Source organism: Microbulbifer mixtoriginis (SeqCode) (assembly GCF_052466695.1).
Window position 1 is genome coordinate 2739247 of sequence record NZ_CP174285.1, and the last position, 21087, is coordinate 2760333.

General features: G+C 47.6%; 19 protein-coding genes. 8 read left to right on the plus strand and 11 right to left on the minus strand.

Annotated features, from left to right (window positions below):
* Window positions 1–512 precede the first annotated feature (512 nt).
* Window positions 513–2783, plus strand: a complete 2271-nt coding sequence (gene katG, locus ACJJI0_RS12050) for a catalase/peroxidase HPI (RefSeq protein ID WP_444882755.1) — start codon at window positions 513–515, stop codon at window positions 2781–2783.
* A gap of 78 nt (window positions 2784–2861) precedes the next feature.
* On the opposite strand, the gene ACJJI0_RS12055 is transcribed toward katG, so the two are convergent.
* The 3 genes from ACJJI0_RS12055 to ACJJI0_RS12065 form a co-directional block, all read right to left on the minus strand.
* Window positions 2862–3299, minus strand: coding sequence for a rhodanese-like domain-containing protein (locus ACJJI0_RS12055; protein WP_444882756.1), 438 nt, complete (start codon window positions 3297–3299; stop codon window positions 2862–2864).
* Window positions 3300–3603: 304 nt separating this feature from the next.
* Window positions 3604–5805: a S9 family peptidase gene (locus ACJJI0_RS12060; protein WP_444882757.1), complete on the minus strand. Its 2202-nt coding sequence runs from the start codon at window positions 5803–5805 to the stop codon at window positions 3604–3606.
* A gap of 197 nt (window positions 5806–6002) precedes the next feature.
* Window positions 6003–6191, minus strand: coding sequence for a hypothetical protein (locus ACJJI0_RS12065; protein WP_444882758.1), 189 nt, complete (start codon window positions 6189–6191; stop codon window positions 6003–6005).
* A gap of 394 nt (window positions 6192–6585) precedes the next feature.
* On the opposite strand from ACJJI0_RS12065, the gene ACJJI0_RS12070 reads away from it, so the two are divergent.
* The 3 genes from ACJJI0_RS12070 (at window position 6586) to ACJJI0_RS12080 (ending at window position 9505) form a co-directional block, all read left to right on the plus strand.
* The gene (locus ACJJI0_RS12070) at window positions 6586–7245 is read left to right on the plus strand and encodes a TetR/AcrR family transcriptional regulator (protein ID WP_444882759.1); all 660 of its coding nucleotides are present in this window, start codon (window positions 6586–6588) and stop codon (window positions 7243–7245) included.
* Window positions 7235–8497: an NADH:flavin oxidoreductase/NADH oxidase family protein gene (locus ACJJI0_RS12075; RefSeq protein ID WP_444882760.1), complete on the plus strand. Its 1263-nt coding sequence runs from the start codon at window positions 7235–7237 to the stop codon at window positions 8495–8497. The genes ACJJI0_RS12070 and ACJJI0_RS12075 overlap by 11 nt, the downstream gene beginning before the upstream one ends.
* A 576-nt stretch (window positions 8498–9073) precedes the next feature.
* Window positions 9074–9505, plus strand: a complete 432-nt coding sequence (locus ACJJI0_RS12080; RefSeq protein WP_444882761.1) for a hypothetical protein — start codon at window positions 9074–9076, stop codon at window positions 9503–9505.
* Between the two features lie 99 nt (window positions 9506–9604).
* Here the strand turns inward: ACJJI0_RS12080 and fghA are convergent, their stop codons facing one another.
* The 6 genes from fghA to ACJJI0_RS12110 form a co-directional block, all read right to left on the minus strand.
* On the minus strand, window positions 9605–10468 hold the full coding sequence (fghA, locus tag ACJJI0_RS12085) for an S-formylglutathione hydrolase (protein WP_444882762.1): 864 nt from the start codon (window positions 10466–10468) through the stop codon (window positions 9605–9607).
* A 12-nt stretch (window positions 10469–10480) separates the two neighbouring features.
* Window positions 10481–11614, minus strand: coding sequence for an S-(hydroxymethyl)glutathione dehydrogenase/class III alcohol dehydrogenase (locus ACJJI0_RS12090; RefSeq protein ID WP_444882763.1), 1134 nt, complete (start codon window positions 11612–11614; stop codon window positions 10481–10483).
* Between the two features lie 153 nt (window positions 11615–11767).
* Window positions 11768–12814, minus strand: coding sequence for an AraC family transcriptional regulator (locus ACJJI0_RS12095; RefSeq protein ID WP_444882764.1), 1047 nt, complete (start codon window positions 12812–12814; stop codon window positions 11768–11770).
* 188 nt (window positions 12815–13002) lie between these two features.
* Window positions 13003–13578, minus strand: a complete 576-nt coding sequence (locus tag ACJJI0_RS12100) for a PhnA domain-containing protein (protein WP_444882765.1) — start codon at window positions 13576–13578, stop codon at window positions 13003–13005.
* 166 nt (window positions 13579–13744) lie between these two features.
* Window positions 13745–14161, minus strand: coding sequence for a CBS domain-containing protein (locus ACJJI0_RS12105; protein ID WP_252083319.1), 417 nt, complete (start codon window positions 14159–14161; stop codon window positions 13745–13747).
* Between the two features lie 65 nt (window positions 14162–14226).
* Window positions 14227–14655, minus strand: coding sequence for an Hsp20/alpha crystallin family protein (locus ACJJI0_RS12110; RefSeq protein ID WP_252083320.1), 429 nt, complete (start codon window positions 14653–14655; stop codon window positions 14227–14229).
* 377 nt (window positions 14656–15032) lie between these two features.
* Between ACJJI0_RS12110 and ACJJI0_RS12115 the strand changes: the two genes are divergently transcribed.
* A complete protein-coding gene (locus ACJJI0_RS12115; RefSeq protein ID WP_252083321.1) occupies window positions 15033–15470 on the plus strand; it encodes a host attachment protein in 438 nt (145 codons plus the stop codon).
* Between the two features lie 100 nt (window positions 15471–15570).
* On the opposite strand, the gene yihG is transcribed toward ACJJI0_RS12115, so the two are convergent.
* Window positions 15571–16476 carry a 1-acylglycerol-3-phosphate O-acyltransferase, YihG family gene (gene yihG / locus ACJJI0_RS12120; RefSeq protein ID WP_444882766.1) on the minus strand — a complete coding sequence of 302 codons (906 nt, stop codon included), beginning with the start codon at window positions 16474–16476 and terminating at the stop codon, window positions 15571–15573.
* A gap of 122 nt (window positions 16477–16598) precedes the next feature.
* Window positions 16599–18107, minus strand: a complete 1509-nt coding sequence (locus ACJJI0_RS12125) for a dipeptidase (protein ID WP_444882767.1) — start codon at window positions 18105–18107, stop codon at window positions 16599–16601.
* Window positions 18108–18464: 357 nt separating this feature from the next.
* Here ACJJI0_RS12125 and ACJJI0_RS12130 point away from each other — a divergent pair, with 357 nt between their 5' ends.
* The 3 genes from ACJJI0_RS12130 (at window position 18465) to ACJJI0_RS12140 (ending at window position 20577) form a co-directional block, all read left to right on the plus strand.
* Window positions 18465–19130 (plus strand): hypothetical protein, encoded by a 666-nt coding sequence (locus ACJJI0_RS12130; RefSeq protein ID WP_444882768.1) that lies wholly within the window; start codon window positions 18465–18467, stop codon window positions 19128–19130.
* Window positions 19131–19402: 272 nt separating this feature from the next.
* Window positions 19403–20014: a cytochrome b gene (locus ACJJI0_RS12135; protein ID WP_444882769.1), complete on the plus strand. Its 612-nt coding sequence runs from the start codon at window positions 19403–19405 to the stop codon at window positions 20012–20014.
* Window positions 20011–20577 carry a YceI family protein gene (locus ACJJI0_RS12140; protein ID WP_252083326.1) on the plus strand — a complete coding sequence of 189 codons (567 nt, stop codon included), beginning with the start codon at window positions 20011–20013 and terminating at the stop codon, window positions 20575–20577. Before ACJJI0_RS12135 ends, ACJJI0_RS12140 begins: the two co-directional genes overlap by 4 nt.
* Window positions 20578–21087 lie beyond the last annotated feature (510 nt).

Below are 21087 nucleotides of genomic sequence, written 5' to 3' on the forward strand. Positions count from 1 at the left end.
GCCTTAGGCTTAGCCCTAGAATAAGAAAATAGAAGCATGGGCTAGCACACCTGAACGCAACAGCTTATCTCTGCGTATTGAGGTGGTCTTGTTTTAACTTCCCAAAGAAGCTACCGCTCACATATCATAAAAGCCACTAATATTGAAAAATAGTGTTAGACACCCGCATTTATTTCGCCATTTTCAACAATTAACTCTTTAAAGAAGCTAAACAGCCGAATAAATTACATTTAATCTTGAGAAATTATTCACCAAAGACACAGATGATTAGTATTTATAAAATCACGATAGATAAATACGGATAACGTCCAATATCGCCCCCCCAAAAAACCACGCTAGCCAATATTATTTATTTTTCACCCACTGAAAATAAGCACTTTCTCAGCTGCTTGATCCGACAAAGCTCGCAAAAATCACGTCGCCAATATAGGCTATATACCTCTTTAAATTTGTAAGAAAGACCAAATTAAAAAGCTGTAATCTGCATTCCTTATCGTATGGAGATGATTGCAATGCGATTCTATAGAGCTTCACTCGGTACCGCTCTTTTCATCACACTGTCATTATTGGCGTCAAATACGTATTCTGCTGAGGAGGAGGTAGTGACCGATCCCGTCACCCGCCAGGGCCCAAAGGACTTCCAACCTAAATCAAACCAATTCTGGTGGCCCAACCAGCTGGATCTGCGCCCCTTGCGGCAACACTCCCCAAAGTCTAACCCCATGGGAGGAAACTTTAATTATGCCGAGGCGTTTAAAACACTGGATCTCAAAGCAGTAAAGAGTGACATTGAAACGCTGTTAAAAACTTCCCAGGAGTGGTGGCCTGCGGATTATGGGCACTATGGCCCCTTTATGATCCGAATGGCCTGGCACAGCGCAGGTACATACCGGGTTAACGACGGACGTGGAGGCGCAGGGGGGGGGCAGCAGCGATTCGACCCTCTGAATAGTTGGCCAGATAATGCCAATCTAGATAAAGCACGGCGCTTGCTGTGGCCTATCAAGCAGAAATACGGCGCCAATCTATCCTGGGCTGACCTAATGGTGCTCACTGGCAACGTTGCTCTTGAATCCATGGGATTTGAGACCTACGGCTTTGCCGGTGGCCGTATAGACGATTGGGAGCCAGATCTGGTTTATTGGGGCCCGGAAACAAAGATGCTGGCCGATGAGCGCTACACCGGTAATCGCCAGTTAGAAAGACCACTGGCGGCCGTGCAGATGGGATTGATTTATGTAAACCCAGAGGGTCCTAACGGTAATCCTGATCCCAAGGCTGCGGCTATCGACATTCGTGAAACCTTCGCCCGCATGGCCATGAACGATGAAGAGACGGTTGCTCTGATCGCTGGTGGCCATACTTTTGGCAAGGCTCATGGCGCGGTAAAAGCCGATTGCTTAGGCCCAGAACCGGCAGCAGCCCCAATTGAGCAACAGGGACTGGGCTGGAAAAACAAGTGTGGTAGGGGTAATGCCGATGACACAATGACCTCTGGGCTTGAAGGGGCCTGGTCGGCCCTTCCAATTAACTGGAGCCAACAATACCTGGATAATTTATTCAAGTTTAACTGGGTAAAAACCAAGAGCCCCGCTGGTGCAGTACAGTGGATCCCAGATGATCAAGCTGCGGCCAACTTGGTGCCAGACGCCTTTGATAAAAACAAGCGGCATCCACCAATCATGTTTACCACCGATTTATCTTTAAAGTTTGATCCCAGTTACCGGGAAATTGCCAAGCGCTTTCAGGAAAATCCTGAGGAATTTAAACGCGCTTTCGCCAAGGCATGGTTCAAGCTGACTCACCGCGATATGGGCCCTCAAGCGCGTTATCTGGGTGTGGAAGTTCCCAAAGAGGATCTGATCTGGCAAGACCCAGTACCAAAAGTCGATCACCCTCTAATAGATGACAATGATGTCGGCCAACTTAAAACGAAAATCCTCTCCTCAGGCCTTACCGTGCCTGAGCTGGTAAGAACGGCCTGGGGCTCTGCTTCGACTTTTCGCGGCTCAGATATGCGTGGAGGAGCAAATGGCGCACGTATACGGCTGAATCCCCAGAAACAATGGCCAGTCAATGACCCAGAGGAACTTGCCAAGGTTCTAGCACAGCTAGAAAAAATTCAGCAAGAGTTTAACAGTGCCCAATCTGGGGGTAAGAAAGTCTCTCTCGCCGACCTTATTGTTCTCGGTGGCACTGCCGCTGTTGAGAAAGCAGCTGCGGATGGGGGGCAAAAGATCAGCGTTTCTTTCAAGCCCGGTCGTACCGATGCAAGCCAGCAACAGACTGATGTTAATTCCATCGCCATGCTTGAGCCCACAGCCGACGGCTTTCGCAATTATTTCAGCAGTAATAATAGCCGTACACCCACCGAGATGCTGGTGGACCGCGCCAGTCTGTTGACCCTCACTGTACCAGAAATGACGGTTTTGATTGGCGGTATGCGCGCGCTGAACGCCAATACTGATGGATCGAAAAACGGCGTCTTTACCGATAAACCAGGAATACTCACTAACGACTTTTTTGTCAACTTACTAGACATGTCCACAATATGGAAAAAATCCGATAAAGCAGAGGGGGTTTATGAGGGTAGCGACCGCAAAACCGGTAAGCTAAAGTGGACGGCAACCCCTGTGGATCTAATCTTTGGCTCCAACTCTGAGCTCAGAGCCGTCGCTGAGGTCTATGCCTTCAATAACTCTCAGCAGAAATTCGTGCAGGATTTTTCTAAAGCCTGGACTAAGGTAATGAATCTGGATCGTTTTGACACAGCTAGTCAGTAAATGGTTCTTACGATAATTACTTCAAGGTAAACCAGCATATCAGCCGGTTTACCTTGTCTCTTTTACCCACATCAAACTTTAATCCAAGTTTGCAAAAATTATTTCTCCTTCAATGAATTTCAACTGGTGCGATGATATAACTCTGACATCCTTATAGCCGACTGCAAATAATTTATTTGCCAATCTTTTTGCCCGTGTGCCACTTTTGCAGTAAACTAATACCATCTCGTCAAGACCTATTGTTAAATGCTCTCTCATTTCATCGAAATCACCTAGAGGGACATTAATTGCACCGTTTACATGTCCAGCCTCAAACTCCCCCACTGTTCGCGCATCAACTAGAGTCAATAGGGATTGGTCCTGCATATAAGCAGATAGTAGTTCTGCTTCAACTCCCACCATTTCGCGACTTACTTCCTGTGACGGCATCTCTTTTTCAGTTCCAACACCAGCACATCCAAAAAAACTTATCAATGCAGCTAATACAATAAATCTACCACCAATTCTATTCAACATAAATTCACCCTAACCCAATATATTCCTGAACAGATCCACCAAAAATCACTTAGTAAATTATTTGCACTCCCAATTTCCTCAAACAACATAATCCATGAGAAAGAAAGTAAACAAAAAATATCAATCACCAAAAATGATTGAACACCATATGAGACAAATAGAGATGTTCTTGGGATGATTGGAGACTTGGTACAAAAAATGTAGAAGGAATAAGGATGGTATCAGTACTTCACTGATCAAACCCCAAGCTTTATTTGCCTGGGGTCCTGATATACAGAAAATAATATAACTAAAATTACCTGTCTTAACGTAAATGTCGATCAAAGAAATCTCTGATCATTGTGTACTGGTGAATCCGAGTTTGTTTACCGCGCAAACTATGCTTCTTGCCCGGGTAGGTCATCAATTCAAACTGCTGGCCATTATCCTGTAGCTGTTTGATCAGTCGGGTGGTGTTAGTAAACAAGACATTATCATCCGCCATACCGTGATAAATCAACAGGGAGCCCTTAAGTCCCTCAGTGTACGGAAAAACTGATGAAGCCTGATAGGCATCCGCATCGGTATCGGGGTTCCCCATATAACGCTCAGTATAATGGGTATCATAAAGGGACCAATCGGTAACAGGAGCACCGGATACACCTGCCTTAAAATAGTCACCCGCTTTAAACATACTCATAAGAGCCATATAGCCCCCATAACTGTGCCCAAAGATACCAATATTCTCACTATCAACAAAAGGTAGTGTGCGCAAGAATTTCACTCCAGTAACCTGATCTTCAACTTCAGGGCTACCCATATTTTTAAAAATGGGGTTCTCAAAAGTCGTTCCGCGGTTAGCAGAACCTCGATTATCCAGAGAAAAAACGACATACCCTTGCTGGGCCATAAACTGGTTAAAGGCTTTATCCCAGCTATTGGTAACTACCTGAGCATGGGGTCCACCATAGACATAAACCATAACCGGGTAACGCTTTGATGCATCAAAATTAGCTGGCTTATAAAGTCGATAATTAAGCTGGTGTCCCAGAGGGGATTCAATGGTACCGAACTCAGGAGTAATCCAATCAGCTTTGTATCGGTGTAAAGGGTGCCCATTAATAACCGCATTTTCTTCCAGCCAGGTCGTTAGTTCGCCACTGGCATTATGCAAGCTTACTTGAGGCGGGGTATTTACACTGGAAAATTTATCGATATAACCCGAGGCATCTTGGGAAAACTCAATATCATGCATTCCCTTCTTGCTAGAGATACGTTGTATCTTTCCATCCCCATTGAATGGCGCTCGATACAAATGTCGCTCTATCACAGTATCTTTACGCCCGGTGAAATACACCAGACCCTGATTCTCATCAATCGCTTCAACTTCATCCACTACCCAGTCACCCTGAGTGATCTGGTTCAACAATTTACCACTTAGATCATAGAGATAGAGATGTTTAAAACCATCTCTCTCTGAAGACCAGATAAATTGATCTTTATTCTCCAAGAAGTGAAGATCATCACTCAAATTTACCCAGGTATCACTGGACTCAATCAACAGGGTATTACCAGTGTTCGTCTTCATATCAAAAGCACGCAATTGCAACTTCTGTTGATTGCGGGACTGCCATTGATAAGTCAGTAGATTATCGCGCGCCCACTGCACGCGAGGAATATAAATATCCTGCTCATTACCAAGGTTTACCCAGCGGGATTTACCGGTTTCTACATTCAGAATGCCCAGCTGAATTTTTACATTCGCTCTCCCTGCGGCGGGATAGCGTTGCTGAATCAGGTCAATGCGATCAGCATAGATTTCACTGCGAGTCACCTTATCCACCGGAGACTCATCCACCTGCAGAAAGGCGATATGACGGTCATCTGGTGACCACCAGTATCCGCTCATGCGCCCCATCTCTTCCTGAGCAACAAATTCGGCCATACCATTTTTAATAGGCCCGTGGCCATCACTGGTTAATGCACGCTCTTTACCATTCTTTAGGTCAACAACAAAAATATCCTGGTCGCGAATAAAAGAAACATAACGCCCTTTAGGGGAAACCCGCACATCGGTTTCGAAAGTTTCAGTTTCAGTTAAGCGCCGCGCGGATTTACTTTCCAGGCCGTAGTAATAAACATCTCCAGCTAGCGGAAATAACAGGGACTTACCATCTTCCGACCAGCTGTATTCCATAATGCCACTGCCATAAATTCGCTGGCGCTCGCGACGGGCTTTTTCTTCATCGGACAATTCCTCATGACCACTGTGCAGGCTATCGGAATTCACCAGGATACGGGACTCTTTATCGGCAATGTTATATTCCCACAAATCGTAACGGTTATAGTCTTCATCGCGCCCCTTCAGAAAAGTTACCCGACTACCATCGGGAGAGTACTCAAGGGCACGGGGCGCTGTGCCTCCAAGGGCCGGATCGGAGAATATTCGCTCAATAGTCAACGTATCCGCGGAACAGAGTCCCGCAAAGGTTGTACAGCTAAGTAGGGCAAGCAGTTTTCTTTTCATAGAAGGGCTCTTTGTTTTAGTGTTTTATGCTAGGCGCAAATCTGCGTTAAGAAAGGCGTTAAACCACTTTCTCTGCAAGCAACAAAGTCCTTGAATTCTACAATGTAATCTTCAGATAACGGAGGGTATCAAGCTCTCTTTCTGAATTTAACAGAGTGACAATCAAACCTTCTGCAATTGTCTTACTTTACCGTCATTTACTCTGCATCATCGATATTCGCAGTGCCTGAAGACAATCTTGGGGCTGGCTTTTGGCGAAACAAAATCAATAAGAAGAACCAACTTACTTCTTCTATTAAAACAGTTCTCATCTCCTTCCATAACAATTTGCCGCCAAAGATATCCAGGTCGCAGCTCTTCCCAGTTTCCACCGCGAACTCAATCACAATCGATCCATTTACTTATCTAACTCTGAGGGAGACTCTATAGTCGGAGCAGGCAAGTTGATAGAGGAACCATCTCAATATGCGGCGATGAAAAGAGTAGCCCCCCCTTGCAAATCAGGTAATTTAAACCAAAAAAAACCAATTAAAGAGCACAAAAAGCCTTACATTGATTCAAAATTCCTGAATACATTTTATTTTGAAAGAGTTTTTTCGATTTCAGTAAACTACTGTGTGTGGCCAATGATTAATAGGTCGTCGGGGCCAATCTCCCCATATAAGTAACCTTTTCCTGATCCCTAGCCTAGAAAATACCAAAACAAAACACTCCCTCTTGCATTCCAAGACGATCGGTCATATATTGACCACCAGTTAATAGACGACCGGTCTAATATTCATGGCTCGACCACGTAAAAGCGAAAACACCAAAGAAGCACTGCTAGAAGCAGGCACCGCGATGCTGACCAGCCAGGGATATCACGGCACTGGTATCAAGCAGGTCTTGGATGCAGTAGGTGTACCCAAAGGTTCGTTCTACAACTATTTCCCCAGTAAAGAGGCCTTCGTAGCCAGCATTATTCACCGCTACGGCCAGCAGATTGATGCGGAACTAGCGCAGACGATAATAAACCTCAATCAGGCACCCGGCTTGATCCAGCTCTGGTGCTGCTTTCATAACCGTGTTCAAAACAAAGTAAAAGTTGGTCAGTCTTGTGCCTGTCTGCTCGGAGCAATGTCGGCCGAGGTAGCCCAGGCCAGTCCTCTTTGCCGTGAAGCCATTGAGTCTGTAGAGCACAGGTGGCTGGCAAATCTTCAATCGATATTACATTTGGCCCAAGCTCAAGGAGATCTACGCATCGACGTCCCCGCCGATAACCTTGCGACACTGTGTTATAGCGTTTGGCAGGGCAGTATTCTGCAATACCAGGTATCCGGTGATCCCAATGATTTACTTAGACAGCTACGGACGTTTTTTAGCACCTTGGTGACGCAACAAGGGGCACAAACACTGGCCAGTATTAAAACTTACAGGCAGGACATTCATTTTGAAAAATAGTATCAACGCCTTAAAAAACACCGATCGAGCTACACCTCTCGCTCGTCCACTGAGTATTCTGCCGGGAACCAGTGTTAAAAACCGCTTGTTTAAATCTGCTATGAGTGAGCAATTAGCGGATCCCAATCATGCCCCCACCGAGGAGCTGATTCACTTATATCGCACATGGTCAGAAGGAAGCACAGGTTTACTGGTCACCGGCAACGTCATGGTTGATCGAACAGCTCTGGGTGAGCCGCGGAATGTGGTATTAGACGAGAAGTCGGACCTTTCCCTGTTCCGGAAATGGGCCCAAGCTGGGCGCCAAAACGGTACACAAATCTGGATGCAATTAAATCATCCAGGCAAGCAAACACCCAACTTTTTAAGTACCGAACCCGTCGCACCTTCTGCAATTCCATTGGCTAATGGCTTAGAGAAGACCTTCAACCGCCCGAGAGAACTCACTGAAAATGAAATAGTAATTATCATTAAAAAATTTGCCTGGGCCGCAGCACAGGCGAAAGAATTTGGATTTACTGGGATTCAGATACATGCTGCTCATGGTTATCTGATCAATCAGTTTCTATCCCCTCACCACAATCGGCGAAATGATCAGTGGGGAGGTACCTTAGAAAATCGCTTACGATTTTTACGCGAGGTGTATAGCGCTATTCGCGAAGCCGTTGGTGAAGATTTTCCGGTAGGCGTAAAACTCAATTCAGCAGATTTTCAAAAAGGTGGGTTCAGTGAAGAGGAATCCATGCAGGTTCTGAAAGCCCTGCAGGATGAGGGTATTAACTTAATTGAAATCTCCGGCGGCAATTATGAAAACCCAAGTATGGTTGGTGCCAATGTGAAAGAAAGCACTATCAAGCGAGAGGCCTATTTTCTCGATTATGCAGAAAAGGCACGTGCACAGTTGCAAATTCCTGTCGTAGTCACCGGTGGCTTCCGTTCCGCAGCTGCCATGGAGGCCGCCCTTGTATCAAATGCCGTGGATATGATCGGCCTAGCCCGCCCATTAGCGGTTGACCCACGGCTATCGCACAAACTGTTATCGGATGGCAACCATAAGATAACATTGAAAAAGCTCACCACAGGTATTCCCAGACTGGATTTTATGGCTATGCTGGATGTCACTTGGTACGAACAACAGCTGGCCCTTATTGGCAAAGGAAAGCCAACGAAGCCAAATATGAGTGCTTGGACCTCAGTATTAAAAACGCTGGCTGCTGTCGGATTGCTTTCTTTTCAGAGGCGACGAGCCTGATAAAACTTTATTGCGCCTAGAAAAATTATAGTTCCTCACCATAAATCACAGTAGATAAGTGAGACAATACAAGGACGTATTGCCACCGCCGACCAATACCAGGGCGAATTCGTTGAAAAAAGCATTTTTATATGCTTGTGCCACACTTTGTTGTCAGATTATAACTTTTCTGCAGGTCTTTGTAACCGAGGACAATTTCCTAGCGCGTCAGAAAAATAGGTCTCTCCAGCTGCCGAGGAGACACTGTGCACCCTAAAATCAAACCCGAAAATCTGCTCTCTATTTCTCCTCTATAAATCGCCATAGAACTATAAAATCACTATATTTTTTAGGCCCTTATCCCATCATCAAACCATAGATCATAGTAAAAATAATCTGGGTAGACCTCTACGCATATATAAAAACACAGGTTTCAAGAGTAACTTATTTAGGTAAAAAGAAAATATCCTGTAAAGACCCCTAAGAAAGAAACACCTTAATGAATTGATTGACCTTAACAATTGTTTACTCTGCTTAACCGGCGTTAGTAAAGGGCAAAGGTCATACTGGAAACGAATGACTCACAGGATAACAACAATGAAGGCTAACCTCCTCTCTACTATGGGAGCTTCCCTGCTCATCTTCGGCTGTAGCTCCACGCCTAAGGTTCCCACTAACGAATCTTTTGTTGCTGATATCACTGAACTAGGACACAAACGCTTTGTATATAAGGCAAGCCTAAGGGCAGCGCCCCATGACGATGGAAGCCACAGCAGTAAACATAACGGTGGCCCCGGAATAGGCGGTAAGGGTAAACCAGCAAAGGGCAAGCCCAGCTCTGGTAAACCTGGCCACAGTCAATCAAACTCAGCCGATATTAAGAAAATGGCAATGGAGAGGGTGGAACTCCTCATAAATGAAAATGGATTCTGTTCTAACGGCTGGTTCCTGATTGAACAGACTTTCGAGAAAGGCCAGGCAGAGATACACGGTGAATGTCGTGCAGTTGCCGCTCAATCAGATAGGTGAAAGACACCCAGGTAAGCTCGATAAAAAGCTCATGTATTACAACCGGGCAATTATAAAGTGCCCGGTTGCAGCGCAGCTCTAAACGATATGACAGCAGCTTTAGGTAGGAATTTTATCGTTACTCAAGAGGTAATCCGCATGGAAACGCAGGTGCTCCTCAATAAATGAGGCGATAAAGAAGTAGCTATGATCATATCCTGCATGGTGCTCCAGTCGCAGAGGATAGCTACAAGCTTCGGCGGCCATTTGCAGGGCCTCGGGTCGTAACTGCTGCTCAAGGAATTGATCTTCATCGCCTTGGGAGACCAGTATCGGGAGGTGCGTTGTCGCTCGCCCTACTAAAACACTCGCATCGTAACCTTCCCAGCAGGTTGTATCCGCGCCCAGATATGCACCAAACGCTTTCTCTCCCCAGGGGCAAGCGATCGGATTACAGATCGGACTAAATGCTGAAACTGAGGTATATCGCTCAGGGTTACGCAAGCCAATAACCAGGGCGCCATGACCTCCCATGGAATGACCACTGATGGCGCGCTTCTTACTTACCGGAAAATGCCCTTCAATTAGCGCCGGTAATTCAGCCGCTATGTAGTCATACATACGGTAGTGTTGCTTCCAGGGTTCTTGAGTGGCATTCACATAGAACCCTGCTCCCTGGCCAAGGTCGTAGGAGGGGTCATCGGCAACATCCTCTCCACGAGGGCTGGTATCTGGTATGACCAGCACAATACCCAGCTCTGCAGCCATACGCTGGGCGCCCGCTTTCTGGCTAAAATTAGCATCGGTGCAAGTCAGGCCCGATAACCAATAAAGCACCGGATAGCGATGCCCTTCTTCGCTGTCTGTACCCTGAGGCAAAAAAATAGAAAACTGCATAGTGCAATTCAACACAGCGGAGCGGTGCCGGTATTCTTGTTGTAACCCATCAAACGATCTGGTGCTACTGACAAGCTCAATTGACATAGGTTATCCCACTCAAACGTTTTCGTAATGAATGACGCTGCGAATACTCTTGCCTTTGTGCATCAAATCAAAGGCCTCATTAATATTATCCAAGGGCATCGTGTGGGTAATAAAGTCATCCAACTTAAATTCCCCGGCCAGATAGCGCTCGACATAATCCGGAAGTTCAGAGCGACCTTTCACTCCTCCAAATGCAGTGCCACGCCACACCCTACCAGTAACCAACTGGAAGGGGCGCGTGCTGATTTCCTGACCCGCACCGGCAACGCCAATAATTACAGACTCGCCCCAACCTTTGTGGCAGCACTCCAGCGCAGACCGCATAGTATTTACATTACCAATACATTCGAAGGAGTAGTCCACTCCACCATCGGTAAGATCGACAATGACCTCTTGGATGGGTTGTTCATAATTTTTTGGGTTAATACACTCTGTCGCGCCGAGTTTTTTTGCCAGGGAAAATTTATCTTCATTGATATCAATGCCAATAATACGCTCAGCACCCGCCATCTTGGCCCCGATAATTGCCGATAGGCCAATTCCACCCAAACCAAAGATTGCCACGGTTGAGCCCGCTTCTACCTTAGCGGTATTCATCACCGCTCCCATCCCCGTAGTGACACCACAACCAAGAAGACAAACTTCCTCAAGCGGCGCCTCGGGATTAATTTTCGCCAGGGAGATTTCCGGTAATACCGTATACTCAGAAAAAGTGGAGGTGCCCATATAGTGATAGATGGGCTTTCCATTGATCGAAAAACGCGTGGTGCCATCCGGCATCAAACCCTTACCTTGGGTTGCTCGAATTTTTTGGCAGAGGTTCGTTTTGCCAGACAAACAAAACTTACATTCGCCACACTCGGGGGTATATAGCGGGATAACATGATCCCCAACCGTTAAGCCGGTAACTCCTTCACCCACCGACTCCACAACACCCGCTCCCTCATGGCCAAGGATCGCAGGGAAGACACCCTCAGGATCCTCACCCGAAAGTGTGAAAGCATCGGTATGGCAGACCCCGGTAGCCGTTAGCTTGATACGTACCTCGCCTTTTTGCGGCGGCATCACCTCAACTTCCTCGATAGAAAGCGGCTCGCCCGCTTTCCAGGCCACAGCAGCTTTACAGCGAATCGTCTCTGCACCCATGGTGTTATTCCTTACTGGTCGTTGTTTCAATCAACAGGCGCCCAGCATAGCCTGCCAGTATTTATGAGGCAAAAAGGGAAGGACAAAATAGGATACTGAAATGAGGCGGGACACTGCCGGGTAAATACCCTTTGAAAAACCTAGAAGTAAAAATCAATGTTGTAACTTGCGCCATTGTAAGGGGGAATTCCCATGCGCAGTGCGAAAAGCTTTGGAGAAGGCACTGGTATCGGTATAACCAAGGCTCGCCGACAGTAGAGCAATATCAATATTTGAGGACCGTAAATGCCATCGAGCCGTTTCCATGCGCGCTTCTTGTAAAAGCTGCTTGAAAGAGGTGCCGGCAGCACGTAAATGGCGCTGCAAAGTGCGAACAGGGGTATCCACCAATTGGGCAACCTGTGCCAGGTTATGCTGTTGGGCCCCCAATGTCTGCAAGATCAGCGTCCGCACTTGACTCGCTATATCCCCCCTTTGCCCCTGAATGAGCAACTGGGTAAATTCCTCAAAATATTGCACCAATCCCTCACTAGCCGCATTCAAAGGCCTTTCTAACACTTCAGCATCAAACACGAGACAATCATATTCCTGGGCAAAAAATACCTCAGCTTCAAAGTACTCACGGTAACGCTGGAGTGAAGAAACCGGTACATGGCAAAAATGCACTTGGCGCGGGCGAATATCCGCTCCAGCCAACTCCCTAAATAGCCTGCAGGCGGCGCCCAAGGCCAGCTCGCTGTACTGCTCAGCAACTCCAAGCCCTTCATAATGGCTAATGCGATAAGCGTAGAGTCTGCTATCGCGCTCAATTATTCGCCAGTGATCAGCCTGGTTGTGTAATACCATGTAGCGGTGGCTGGCACTCAACGCGGCATCCAGGTCTTTCTCTTTGAGCACCAACTTACCCAACACTCCAAGCATACGCAGGCCCTGCTGCTCCGCCAGCCGCAAGCCAAAGTCATTGCATTGCAGCTCACGCACACACAGGTTTAACAAGTCGATCAGAGTAGAGATTGGAATCAAGATATCCGGGCGGCGCATACAATCCGCGGGTAGGCCAACCTCAGCGAGCAAATCCGAAGGTATTCCGCCCAACTGGGGAACCAGAGTGTTGAAACCCGCGAGGGTGCCGCTGCGAATTTCATAGGTGGGGCTCATCAATCCATCTCCACTGCCTGTCACAGCTACAACCACGGCCATAGCCAGGCGCACCAGCTAGCATTGGGATCTACGGCCAATGCCAGGCGGTTAAAGTCCTAGGGAAGTATCCCAGGGATGATAACAGGGCAAATTTATTCCAGTAATCTTCACAAGACTGAAATGTGATAGGAAACCACCCTTCCCTTCGTAAACTAGTCCTGTATCTAAAGCTGGCAATCAATAGAGTTTCAACCAATTTTCTTGACGAACTTAGTCAGGATAACGATACGCTGCCCCTCGACACGCCCTTCAATGTGTTCTGGGTTATCCGTTAAACTGATACCACGAACTGCAGTACCGCGCTTGGCCACCAAACTGGCCCCTTTTACATCCAAGTCCTTGATAATGGTCACACTATCACCTGCCTGTAGCTGCACGCCGTTGCTGTCGCGGTGAACAAGAATGTCGCCCGCTTGAGGTAGTGCACCGGCTTGGGCCCAGTTAAGAAGATCGTCATCCAGGTAAAGCATGTCTAGTAAATCCTGCGCCCAGGTTTCCGTAGACAGGCGCTTGAGAAGCCGCCAGGCCAAAACTTGCACCGCCGGCTCTTGGCTCCACATGCTGTCAGATAAACACTGCCAATGAGCGCTGTCGAGTTCGGCTGGATTGTTCAGCTGATCGCGGCAGGTCTGGCACAGGAGTAAATGGCCCTCCGTCCCGACAGGGGACTCCGGCAGTTCATAAGCTTCCAAATTATCCTGAGCTTTGCAGAGTTCGCACTGACCACCACTGCGCTGAAGCAGCTGTTCCTGACTGACCGCCATGGATTACCTCAAAAAGTGCGGAGTATACGCCCTCACTCGCTAATTCGTGCAACCCTACCAGAACCTATGAATCAATAAGAAAGTAAAATAAGACTGGGCCCCATCGGAGAATTCTCCTCACAGGGCCCAGAAAAATAAGTTAAGCCCCATAATGGGGCTACGGAAACTAGTGGTGAGCCGAAACCGCAGAGGCGAAGTGACCACCCTGCTTACTGGCAATGGCTGAGGTGATATCGCCGAGACTGAGAATGCCGACCATGCGCTTCTCACTATTTAGAACTGGCATTCGCCGTAGCAGCTGCTGTTCCATTTTGTGTACCGCGGAGAGAAGGTCATCCTCTTCCCAGCACCATTCAATGCCCTCAGTCATTACATCACGGGCAGTTAGGGAAGAAAGATTGCCTCCCTGCACAACACCGCGACATACGATATCTCGGTCGGTTACCATACCCACTAATCGATCGTTTTCACCGATGGGAACCGCTCCGATATCCTCGTCCCGCAGGATTTTTGCCAATTCCTGTAGAGAGGTATCTGGTGTACACCAGGTCACACCCTGGTGCATTGCCTGTTTCACTTTCATTGCTTTACCTCAACTAATACTGAAAACATACTTTTAAAGCGACGGAAACCCGTCGCATGAAAAAATCAGTGCACTTCGATACGCTTTCTCTGTGGCGGATGTCCCTCGTGTCTGGGGACAGTCAGAGTCAGAATGCCATCTTTGAAATTCGCATCAATTTCATCTTCTCGAACATCCTCCCCCAGATTAAAACTACGCAGGAATTTGCCATAACGGCGCTCTTGTCGCAGAATCCTGCCATCTTTTTCTTCCTTGATCTCGCGATGTACTTCCGCCTCTAGGGTTAAAACTCCATTCTCCAAAGTGATATTGATATCATTCTTACCAACACCGGGCAGTTCGGCACTGATTTCATATTTGTTTTTCCGTTCACTCACGTCGATACGTGGCGAGAAAAATCCCTCCCTTTCACTGCCGATAGCGCGGCCAGGTGACAACATCTGCTCAAACATATTATCCAGATCCAGCAGGGAACCTCTGGGTATCAGACTCATACTTACAACCTCCATCTACCGCTATGTCGCAAGAGGCGCAAGCTAGATCCATGGATCCGGCTTGCGCCTCTCACATCTTGATTTCATTCTAGGTAATCTCACGCCATTCGGTAGGAATATGTGCCTGCAATAACCATCACAAAAGGCATAAAGACAACTGTGAATATTTAGATTTCATCTATTTGGAAAATCTATAACGCTCTACGAAATGAACCGAAAAGCATAGCAGGCAAATCCCACTCCTCTACCCACAATTAACTCTCCAATATTCTGGAAAATGAAAAAAATCAGATAGTTACCCAATTAAATCCAGACAGATAGTGGATGGCGCTGAAATTAACTAGGATAAGAGAGAGTAAAAGAATGAGGATACGCTCATGGCTTTAGCATGGGTTCTTGTGGCCAACCAATCGCAAGCCAGAATATTTGAAGCACAAAAACGCGCCGGCAACCTCCATGAAATTCAAGCCCTACTCCATCCAGAATCCCGACTATCAGGACGCGAAATAGATAGCGATGCACCTGGACGCAGCTTCGACAGCTACGGCCAGGGCCGCCATGCGATGGGAAATTTTGCAAATCTACACCGCCGCAGTGGTGAAGATTTTGCCAGGAAAATTGCCCATACACTGGAGCGTGGGCGCCAAGAAGGCCGCTTTGAAAAGTTATATATTGTGGCTGAACCCTATATGGTAGGTAGCTTGCGCGATGCATTGAAAACGCCCACTCGTGCCACCGTTGCCGGAGAGACCGGTAAAAATTTGGTCGACAGCCAGCCAGATGAAATTCGTGCTCAGCTACCCATCTGGCTTTGATTGATTCCTCATTGAGGAAATCTGTTGGGAAGGCGGGGCTGAAAAAACAGCCCCTCAAGCCTTCTTAAGTAGCATTCGCCATAAAGTAAGCCTGCGCCTCTTAAGTCCCTTTAGCATCACTCAATAGATTCCCAATCAACTGATCCTTATCCTGCCAAAGTTTATACACCCAATGATTAAATTCAGCACGAAATACCTGATCATTCATATAATCAGCCGTAAAAAATTTATCTGGTATGCGAATCTGCTCCACCCGAACGACTACGCGCTTGACTTTCCCCCCAAGGAAATCCGCAAATGATGGGATACCATCTGGGTAGACAATGGTTACATTTAGCAGGCGGTTAAGTTGCTCCCCCATACTTTGCATGGCAAAAGCAATGCCACCAGACTTGGGCTTGAGCAAATAGTTAAAAGGTGAACCCTGCCTATCATGCTTTTCCTGAGTAAAACGCGTACCTTCAAGGAAATTCATAATACTGGTGGGAATTAATTTAAAGCGCTCACAAGCCTTTTTGGTTGATTCCAGATCTTTGCCGCGCATTTCCGGATGCTTCTCCAAATATGCCTTGCTATAACGCTTCATAAATGGAAAATCCAAAGCCCACCAACAGATCCCCATTACAGGAACCTTGATAAGCTCCTGCTTGATAAAAAATTTCAGGAAAGGGATTTTTCGGTTAAAAATTGACTGTAGTACAAAGATATCCACCCAACTCTGGTGATTGGAGGTTACCAAATACCAGCCATCTTTTTTCAGCTCCCCTCCAATTTTCACATCCCACTCTGTCTTTTGAGTAAGTTTCATCCAGCCTTTATTCATGGTAATCCAGGCTTCAGCAATTGACATGAAAATGGATGTGTAGATTTTGCGCAGCGCTGAAAATGGAAAAATCAATCGCACGACAACAAAAAACAAAATGGGAATAAAGCAAAGGATTGTGCTGATGACCAGCAACACCGAAGCCAATATCAACAACACTGCCGAGGGAAGAAAATTTAACATCTTATGCTTCTAAAATAGTGGTAAAAGAGATTCCTAACGGACGCCCGGGAAAACCGTTTTTACATAGTAAACTCTGGCGCCCACATTCTTATTCTTATTCAACAACTCACAGATTCACCAGCCTAGAGGTTAGCCACCTCAATCATCATCGCCGTATACATTTTTAGGTTCAGCCGAAACTGTTCAACGGTAATAAATTCATGTTCCGAATGCCCGGAATAAGCAACTCCAGGCATAGAGGGCCCAAAGCTCACAGCATTAGGTAATAGCTTGGCATTGGTGGAACCACCAATCGCGACCGGCTCAGCCTTTTCCATACCGGTGAAATGACGAAAAACTTCTAGCAAAGGTTTCACGTGAGGAGCATCGTCGACTCGGTAGGGGTTCCCCAAAATCACTTTTGTATCTGCCAATGTGATACCCGAAAGTTCCTGCCACTCGGCCAAGGTAGAGTCAATCTCCTTTTCTAGCTGCGGGGCTGTTTTACCTGTGGGGCGACGCAGGTTGAGGTGGCTGATCAGTCCAGATTCAGTCTCTTTCACCATGGTGACAGCCGCCGTCATTGGACCCATAAATGCATCGCGATAAGCGATACTGCCAAACTTCTCAGCCAGGACCCCTGTGCCCACCAAGTCATTCAGATAGCGCACCGTCGCACCAGCGTCATTGGCGGGCCAATCGTACACACTGAGCGCATCCGCAAGATAGGCGATCGCGTTTACCCCATGTTCAGGCTCTGAGCTGTGGGTAGCCACACCGCGAGCCACTACCTCTAAACTGCCATTACCGCTTTTAAACTCATATGAGACAAGCTTGTTCTGAGCGGCGCGAGCGCGGATAGCCGAAACTAGCTCAGCATTAACATTTCCCAACAACGCACGCGCCTCATCCGGCACCTGGCTACGAAAATAGCCACCTGAGAAACTTTTTATATAAGGCTTATCGAAGTTCGCTGCCAGTACACCAGCGGTGGTGACCTGCACCTCACTCCAGCCTTTCTCGGCAGTCACTACCGGATAATTAGCGTCGATGGTGATGTTGTAGGCAGGGATTGGATAAGTTTTCAGGAATTCCTTGAGGGGCTCCCAGTCAGACTCTTCCGCCAAATAGATCAGAAGTTCAACCCTGCGCTTCATGGGCACCGCCTGATCCTTAATCGCTTTCATAGCATAAAGGGCCGTAGCGATCGGACCTTTATCATCCTCACTGCCACGGGCAATCAGCTTGCCTGGCTCACTTTCCGCATCCAACATAAACGGGCTTTTCTGCCACTTGGCCGGGTTGGCTGGCTGGACATCCCCATGGGTAACAATACCCACTTTCTCTGCCCCCTCACCCAGGGCAATTACCACAACATGGCCGAAATCCTGATACTCCAGCCCCAGCTCCCGAGCCTTATCCTGTAGAGTGTCCTTGAAGCCTTTAAACTCAGGGTTGCGCTCCAAAGGCAGGTTTTCGCGAGCTACCGTTTCAAAGCGTACCAAGCTCGCTAAGGTCTCAGTCATGGCTTCTTCATATTTTTCAACTGCATAGTCAGAAGTCTCCTGTGCCTGAGAAGACACACCAGCGACAACAGGTGCTGACAGGGTTGCAGAGAGAAACAGCGGTAAAAGAGCATTTCGTAACTTCATAAGCACCCCAGGTAAATAAAAGTGCCATTGTACATCTCCAGCCAATGGCATGACCCACCAATTCATCCCAGTCTCTGTGTTAATAATCTCCAGTCACAGTTTCTTGAGCCGAACCTATACCAGTGCTCCACTGCTAAACTAATATCCTCGCAATGTAATAGGTGTTCCCAGGCCTCCTCAGTCAGCACCACTTTAATATTCCTACAATTGAATAAATCTGGCGATAATTCACGGCTCGATTGGATCATAGCCAGCAAATGTGACTTCACTTATCACTTGCCAAGCCTATAAGCCACTTATAGTGGTTTTTCAGGGTTGCTAAAATTTGGGGAGCTTAACGCGAGGCTGGAGCAGCGCATGACCACGTCCAATGGCAAACATTTCCATCGCAAGCAATGGCTGAGTGTCCAGCAGGCCGTCAGCCACTTGAGCGCCCTAGCGGAGGAACCCCTAACCAGCATCCATCTTGCAGATTTAGCCGAGGAAAAGCTCCTCGATCTCTACTGGTATCGTCCGGGGCAGAAACTGACCTTTCTCAATCGCGAGGGGCAGAGGGAATTGATTGAGCCACTGCGCCTGTGCTCAGAGAACCGCAGTGACTGGCGGGCCCTTGTCGGTATCTTGCGACACAGCCCCGCCCTACCCGCTTATGAGCAAGACACCCCTCTACTTGAGGATGCCGAGGGCAATCGCCTGCGAATCACGTTTGACTATCATCAACGCCCTGAGCCCTTCAGTGGCCGCTGGTACCCTAGCCTGGCAGAGCTGGTATTGAAGCGCAGCGACTTGGAGAGGCTAGAGCCACGGCTGTTCTCCAGCCAGGAAACTGAAGACAAACTGGAGCGGCAGTTAATGCTCGACGTGATCTGGCAGCTTGAACAATTAGCCCTGGACCGCGAACATCACTCCACCAGCTGGCTGGCTGAGCAGCTGGCACAGCGATCTACAGCCCTGGACAGAGGGGCCTGCGAGCGGATTCTTCTTGCCGCAGAACGTGAGGGTAACCGGAGCCGCCCCCACTAACAGCACAATTATTGTGCTTTCTGTCTCTTTTATTCGTTACCTGAGCCTAATTGATCTCTCTCGCAAAGATTCCCTTCAGGCATTGGTCATAGACAACAAAAACGATACCCTAGCGCCAAGTTATAATCCGCTAACGGGGTGAGTGCGAATGTAGCCTCTCCAGACCTTCTTCAAGCAGAAAGAAAAACCCTGGCGGGATTCGAGGCTAATCAAACCAGCATACTGAAGCCTCATCTATTTACCCGATCAATAAACACACTTGGAGAAAGAGCTTGCAAGCTCGTAACAACCAAAATAACTACGGCTGGGTCGCGATTATGCTGCATTGGCTAATGGCCCCAGCGATCATAGGCCTCTTTGTCCTCGGCTGGTGGATGCGCCAGCTGTCCTATTATGACCCCTGGTATCAGCAGGCCCCCAGCATCCATAAAGGCATAGGAATTTTGCTCTTGATTGCTCTGGTGCTTCGTTTACTGTGGCGTTCAGTGAATATCACCCCCAGGGCTGCCCCAGGAACGCCTCGATGGCAAGCACTCACTGCCAGTGGCATACACAACCTCATCTACCTGCTTCTATTGGCCATTATGCTATCGGGTTACCTGATATCGACCGCCGATGGACGCCCCATTGATGTATTCGGTTGGTTTAGCGTAGCGGCTACTATCCAGGGCATTCCCAATCAGGAAGACATTGCCGGGAGCCTTCACGAAATTCTGGCTTGGACCTTGATCATCTTGGTCAGCCTTCACGCCCTGGCGGCATTGAAGCATCATTTTTTCGACAGGGACGTAACACTTCGCAGGATGCTTGGGCTATCAGGCATACCCACCCGTTTGAATAAGCAAAACACAGTTACAACCACAAAAAAGGAAATCTCCCTATGAAGAAGCTCACGGCCCTTCTTTTCGCTGCCCTGCTCGGCACCACAGCCCAAGCAGCGGAATATAAAATCGATACCAAAGGCGCCCATGCCTTCGTCCAGTTTCGCATTAAACACCTGGGATATAGCTGGCTCTATGGACGCTTTGACGATTTCAACGGTTCATTCTTTTATGATGACAAGGCACCGGAAAAATCTACTGTAAACGTCAATATCGACGTAACCAGCCTTAACAGTAATCACGCCGAGCGCGACAAGCACCTGCGCGGTTCCGACTTCCTCCACACGGAAAAATTCCCCACAGCAACCTTCAAAAGCACCAGCTTTGAACCAACAGAAGACGGAAAGGCACTGCTGAAAGGTGAGCTAACCCTACGCGGGGTAACCAAGCCGCTAACTATCGACGTTACCAATATTGGGGGCGGTAAGGACCCCTGGGGTGGCTACCGTCAGGGCTTCAGTGGCACTGCAGAGTTTGATCTGAAGGATTTCGGTATCGACTACAATCTGGGCCCAGCCTCCCAGAAGGTTGAAATGATTCTGGATATTGAAGGCATCCGTATCTAAACCTATTTAGAAACTCTTATTCCTTTGACAGCCCGATTTACAACAAATCGGGCTCCTATCCCTCAAGCACCCATTTAACACTACTTGGCAGAAACTGCCGCAAAAATGGCATTTTTAAGCGCTAGCAGATCCATTAGATTAGTGCCAAATCGCCTACAGCTCCCTAAAACTAATACTTAAAGAATCTCTCAGCTTTAGCTAAATACTGGAGAAAAGACATCTGACAGCTAGCCCAGATGGCAATAAAGAAACTGCAAGCACTTAAAATTTTAACCAGTTCACAATTAGTAAGCACAAACTATTACGCTACTTTTGACGACAGCAAAGTTTTTCAGTGAAAATAGCAACCATTAGTAGTAGCAGTGATTACAATCATTCCACAGTAGGTATAAAGAACCTCAAACTTATTTACAGCCAGACTCCTAGTGAGCGCCCACTTCTCCCTTAGAGGGGGAAAATAGCCAGACTCTCTTGGCCTTGTAGAGCGAATCTCAAAGAATCTGGACAATA